The sequence below is a fragment of the Ascidiimonas meishanensis genome (assembly GCF_037782385.1).
Lineage (GTDB): Bacteria > Bacteroidota > Bacteroidia > Flavobacteriales > Flavobacteriaceae > Ascidiimonas > Ascidiimonas meishanensis.
In genome coordinates this window covers 1-5,681 of sequence record NZ_JBBEXD010000021.1, presented here as the reverse complement: position 1 = coordinate 5,681, position 5,681 = coordinate 1, and the positions used below count along the sequence as shown (strand labels likewise).

Annotated in this window: 2 protein-coding genes; both read left to right on the top strand. The window is 37.5% G+C overall.

Translation table 11 applies throughout. The features are described 5' to 3' along the window. A partial coding sequence (locus WBG07_RS19175; RefSeq protein WP_340203730.1) for an amino acid adenylation domain-containing protein occupies window positions 1-5,356 on the top strand: 5,356 nt, incomplete at its 5' end. 79 nt (window positions 5,357-5,435) lie between these two features. Next, on the top strand, window positions 5,436-5,681 hold a 246-nt coding region (locus WBG07_RS19170), incomplete at its 3' end, for a TubC N-terminal docking domain-related protein (RefSeq protein WP_340203729.1).

Genomic DNA, 5,681 nt, shown 5'->3' with positions numbered 1-5,681 from the left:
ACAGCACACCCTTTCTGCATTTGATCATCAGTTATACCAATATGAAGATCTGGTAGAAGCCCTACATTTGGAAAGAAATACTGGAAGAAACCCTTTATTTGAGGTTATCTTCACCTATAATGTAGAAAATTTTTCAGACAATCAAATCTCAAAAAATATCAATATTGAAAACTACAATCGCGAGGGTGAAGACGTTTCCAAATTTGATTTAAGCTTAGTAATCACAGAGAGTGAAGACGATTTGTATTTTGCCTTTAATTATAATCTAAATTTATTTCGCAAAGAAACTATAGATCGCTTTATATCTTATTTTAAGACAATACTTCAATCTATTACTTCCGCAGTTGATTTTAAGATTGGCGATTTAAAACTAATCTCACCTGAGGAGGAACATCTTCAGTTAGTAGAGTTCAACAAAGAGAGCGTGCAAATCTCAGGAAACAGAAGCATACTAGATCTGTTCGGCGATCAGGTTAAAGAAAATCCTGATAGTATCTCACTACTGTTTGAAGAACAGAACCTCACCTATGAAGAATTAGACCTACGTTCCAATCAGTTAGCCAACTATCTAGTTGCTCAGAAAATAGGTAAAGGTGATTTTGTAGTTATTTGCATGGAAAGATCAATTGATATGATGGTTGGGATATTGGGTATTTTAAAAGCAGGAGCTGCTTATGTACCTATTGATCCTAACTATCCTCAGGAACGAATTGATTACATTCTGGAAGATATCTGTAGTAAGGTGGTGCTTGCTGACTTCATATTTATGGACAGATTTCAGATGCATGAGCAAATAGATTTTTTAAGTCTCAAGATTCTTGAAGCCGAGATAGAAACGCAATCCACCAATTTTGAACCTGACGATGTAAATGGTGATACGCTGGCTTATGTTATTTATACGTCTGGTTCTACCGGAAAGCCAAAAGGAACGTTGATTCCGCATAAAGGCGTAGTTCGTTTGAGTTTTCTGGATTGCCTTAATTTAGACAGTAACACCAAAATGCTTCAGGTTTCCTCGGTTTCTTTTGATGCGGCTACCTTTGAGCTTTGGGGAACTTTGCTTAATGGCGGACAACTAGTATTATTTCCTTACCCTGAAGTAAGCACAACAGATCTGAATACAATAATCAGAGAAGAAAAAATTAATACCCTATGGCTTACCGCTGCCTTTTTTGACCAATGGGTAAAAAGTGATCTTTCTGGAATCTATTTGAAATACTTGCTGGTTGGAGGTGACGTTGTAAGACCTGCAAGCGTTAGAAGTGTCTATAATAAGATTGAGGGAGTAGAGGTAATCAATGGTTATGGGCCTACTGAAAATACTACTTTTACGTGCTGTTACAACATACCACAGAATCATTCCGTTTTAGAGGCTATTCCTGTTGGGAAACCTATACCAGGAACAAAAGTTTACGTATTAGATAACAATTTGAAGCTTTGTCCTCTTGGTGCTATCGGAATGTTGTATACATCAGGTTTAGGCCTTTCCGATGGCTATCTTAACAATAAAGAACTTACTCAAAGAAGTTTTATAGCGAATCCTTATGAAGAAAATGGGGTGATGTACAAGACCGGAGATCTCGTAAAATGGACTCCAGAAGGTACAATTCAATTTATAGGACGAAAAGATTCTCAGGTTAAACTCAGAGGCTTCCGAATAGAATTGGAAGAAATTGAAAAGCAATTATCTCTTTTTGAAGGTGTTGAAGAGGTGCATGTTACAGCTAAAAATACAGATGATGATAAATATCTGATCGCATATTATGTATCAGATTCAGGGTTAAGTTCCAAAGTACTTCGTTCTTATTTGAGTAGTCAGCTACCTGATTATATGATACCGCTTCACTATGTGCATTTGGAAGCTTTTCCGCTTACCTCTAACGGCAAGCTAGATCGCAAGTCGCTTCCCTTACCTGAGACAGGTAGTACGGGTATGATTGTAGCAGCAACAGGCGCTACTGAGGAATTGGTATTAGCTATCTGGTCTGAACTACTAGGGGTCGCATCGGATCGCATCAGCACTACGGCTAACTTTTTTGAGTTAGGCGGGCATTCGTTAAAAGCAATTTCACTAGTAAATCAAATCAGTAGAAACTTTTCAGTTGAATTGTCTTTAAGAGAAGTTTTCTCTCTTCCAACTATTCAGGCACTAGCATCGCATATAGAACAGAGTTCAGTACAGGAATATCAAGCAATTACTCAGGCAAAGCAGAAGCCCTACTATGTGCTTTCCTCAGCGCAGAAGCGGATGTACTTTTTGTATGAGTTTGACCGGATGTCAACGGCTTATAACATGCCTGGAGTCTTTACGATTGATGCGCGTTTAGATACTGAAAAATTGAAAAAAGCTTTTCATGCGCTTGTAGCTAGACATGAGAGTTTACGAACACAGTTTGTATTAGAAGGCGGTCATGTGGTTCAACACATTGTACCGGCAGCAGATTTTAGTGTGAGCGAATACCAGTCATCTAAAGCGAAAGCCGATAAGGTGATCGATAGTTTTATTCGCCCTTTTGATCTGGCGAACGAGTATCCATTTAGAGCGGGTCTTATCCATTTAGAAGAAGGAGGTTACATTCTTCTTTTCGACATGCATCACATCATTAGTGATGGAGTATCACATGAGATCTTACCGAGTGATTTTTGGCAATTGTATCAAGGGGAGACCTTGCCTGAGTTACCGTTGCAATACCGAGATTATGCGGAGTGGCAGCAGAGCGAAGCGCAGGCCTCATTGGTAGCCTCTCATAAAGAGTACTGGCTGGATGTTTTCAGTGAAGAAGTAAACGTATTGGAACTTCCTACCGATTATCCAAGACCATTGGTAAAGAGCGATCGTGGCGCCACCAGCAGTTTTCATTTAGAGCCTGTGATGATTGATTCACTACGTGAGCTTGCCAAGGATTCTGGAGTAACCATGTACATGTTATTTTTAGCTGTCTACAAGATACTATTAAGCAAGTTGAGCAATACCGAAGATGTGGTAGTAGGCACTCCCACCTCTGGAAGGCACCATGCGGATCTGGAAGGTATTGTAGGGATGTTTGTCAACACCCTTCCGCTTCGAAATAAGGTAGAGGGGGCGCTCAGCTTTACAGCATTTTTACAGATGGTTAAAACCAATGCAATTGACGCTTTCGACCATCAGCTATATCAATATGAAGATTTGGTAAATGCACTTAATATTATAAGGGAAACCAGTCGTAACCCATTATTTGAAGCCATGTATACTTACAGGGTAGAGGATAATGCGTTCAAACTACCTAATAACACACTTTCGATAGAAAGGTACGGACAAGCTGATGTGATAGCAAAGTTTGACCTTACGCTGGAGATTACTGAAGCCAATGGAGAAATTGAAATCACTTTAAATTATTGCAAAGATCTTTTTAAAACGGCAACTATAGAGCAATTCATGCTTCAGTTCAAGCAAATTCTAAAAACAATTCTTGAAGATCAGAAAACTACTATTGGTTCGATTTCATTATTATCTCAGAAAGAAAAGAAAGTATTTCAGAAGAAATCTAAAATGGTCAAGTCTGAATATCCAAAATCGAAAACACTTTCAGAACTTTTTGAGGAACAGGTAGCCAAAACCCCTCATTTGATAGCTGTTGTTAATAATCAGGAGAAATTAACTTATGCAGAACTAGATTCGCTAGCTAACCAATTAGCAACAAAAATAGCTACAAAATATAAAATTCAGGCAGGTGATCCTATAGGGTTGCTATTAGGTACTTCCGTTTCAACTATAGTAGCCATATTAGCAATCTTAAAAACAGGTGCAGCTTACGTACCTATTGATCCAGAAAATCCAATAGCACGTAAAAAGTATATTCTGGAAGATGCAAATGTTAAATTTTTGATTACGAATAGCTTTTTAAACAAAGAGCTTGAATATTATCAAGGTGAAATCTTGGAAATAGACAAAACTCTAGATTTTTCGGATTTCGGATATAAAAGTATTGAATGTAAAGCTGAATCTAAAGATGTGGCCTACATTATGTACACTTCCGGTTCTACGGGTAAACCGAAGGGAACGCTCATCTCACACTATAATGTTTCCAGAGTTGTATTGAATACAAATTATATAGAGTTTAATAAAAATGATAAAGTTTTACAAGCTTCCAACTATGCTTTTGATGGTTCCGTATTTGGTATTTATGGAGCATTGCTTAATGGAGCTGAGCTACATCTTGTAGATAAGAATACAATTGCAGATGTGCAATCATTAGGAAAGCAGATCAATGAGGCGAAGATTACGATCATGTTTGTAACCACTGCTTTGTTTAACACACTTGTAGACTACGCAATAGAAGATTTAAAAAGTGTACGAAAATTATTGTTTGGAGGCGAACTCGTATCGTTCAGCCATGCAGAAAGAGGGTTGGAGGCTCTAGGAAATGATACGTTGATCCATGTGTACGGTCCTACAGAATCTACTGTTTTTGCAACCTATTATCCAATAGATTCCATTCGTCCTGACTTAGGAACCATACCTATCGGAAAAGCTATTTCTAATACAGGATTGTATGTGCTGGATGCTCATCTTAATTTGATTCCTGATGGAGTTACAGGAGAATTGTATATCTCAGGAGACGGTTTGGCAAAGGGATATCTGAATAATGAAGTACTTACTGCTGAAAGGTTTATCATGAATCCTTTTAATAATGATAGCAGACTCTATAAAACTGGAGATCTTGTTAAAAGATTAGCCGATGGAAATCTAATTTTCGTCGGAAGAAAGGATAACCAGGTAAAGATTCGCGGTTTCCGCATTGAACTTGGGGAGATTGAATCTCGCATTGCGGAAATTTCAGGAGTAGAGCAAGTACTGGTAATTGCACCTGTTTTAAAAAGTGGTGAAAAACGACTGGTTGCTTACATCACAGGTGATATTTCCATGTCAAAAGATGAAATCAGGAATATTCTTTTGGAGAAACTCCCTGATTTTATGGTTCCCAAAAGCTATATAATTCTTGATAGTTTTCCGCTTACCGGAAACGGTAAAATAGATCGCAAAAAACTACCGTCTGTAACGGAAGAACTCATGGATGATTATGTGGCTCCTTCCAGTGAGGTGCAGGAAGAACTGGCACTTTTATGGTCTGAGATCTTAGGCCTTGACAAAGAGATCATAAGTATTAAAAGTGATTTCTTTGATCTTGGCGGACATTCTCTCAATATTATATCGCTCAGTAATAAGATCCTTAAGAAATTTGATCTGGAAGTATCTGTCCGAGATATTTTCGGTAATCCAACAATCGAGATGTTATCTGAATTCATAGAAAATGCAAGATGGTTAGACCATGAGTATTTTGATGAAGATGAAGATGCAATTGATATTACCATTTAAAAGTAGGCACTCTGCCTTATTAACTACGCTTCCTTTAGAAATCTAAACTGTCCTTGCAGGACTAAAAAAGAATGTTCCAATGAATGATCTTTTAAAAGAATTAAGAAATAATCGTATTAAAATACAAGTTCAGAATGGCGACTTAAGATTAAAGTTACCCAAGGGTTTTTCTAATAAACAGTTATTAGAAAAGATAAGGGCCAATAAAGAAAATCTTATAAGTCATATTAGTGGATTTAACAGTAAGAATCGGTTTCAGGAAATTCCTAAAGTTCCGGAACAGGGGTATTATGTATTGTCTTCTGCACAACAGCGGATGTATTTT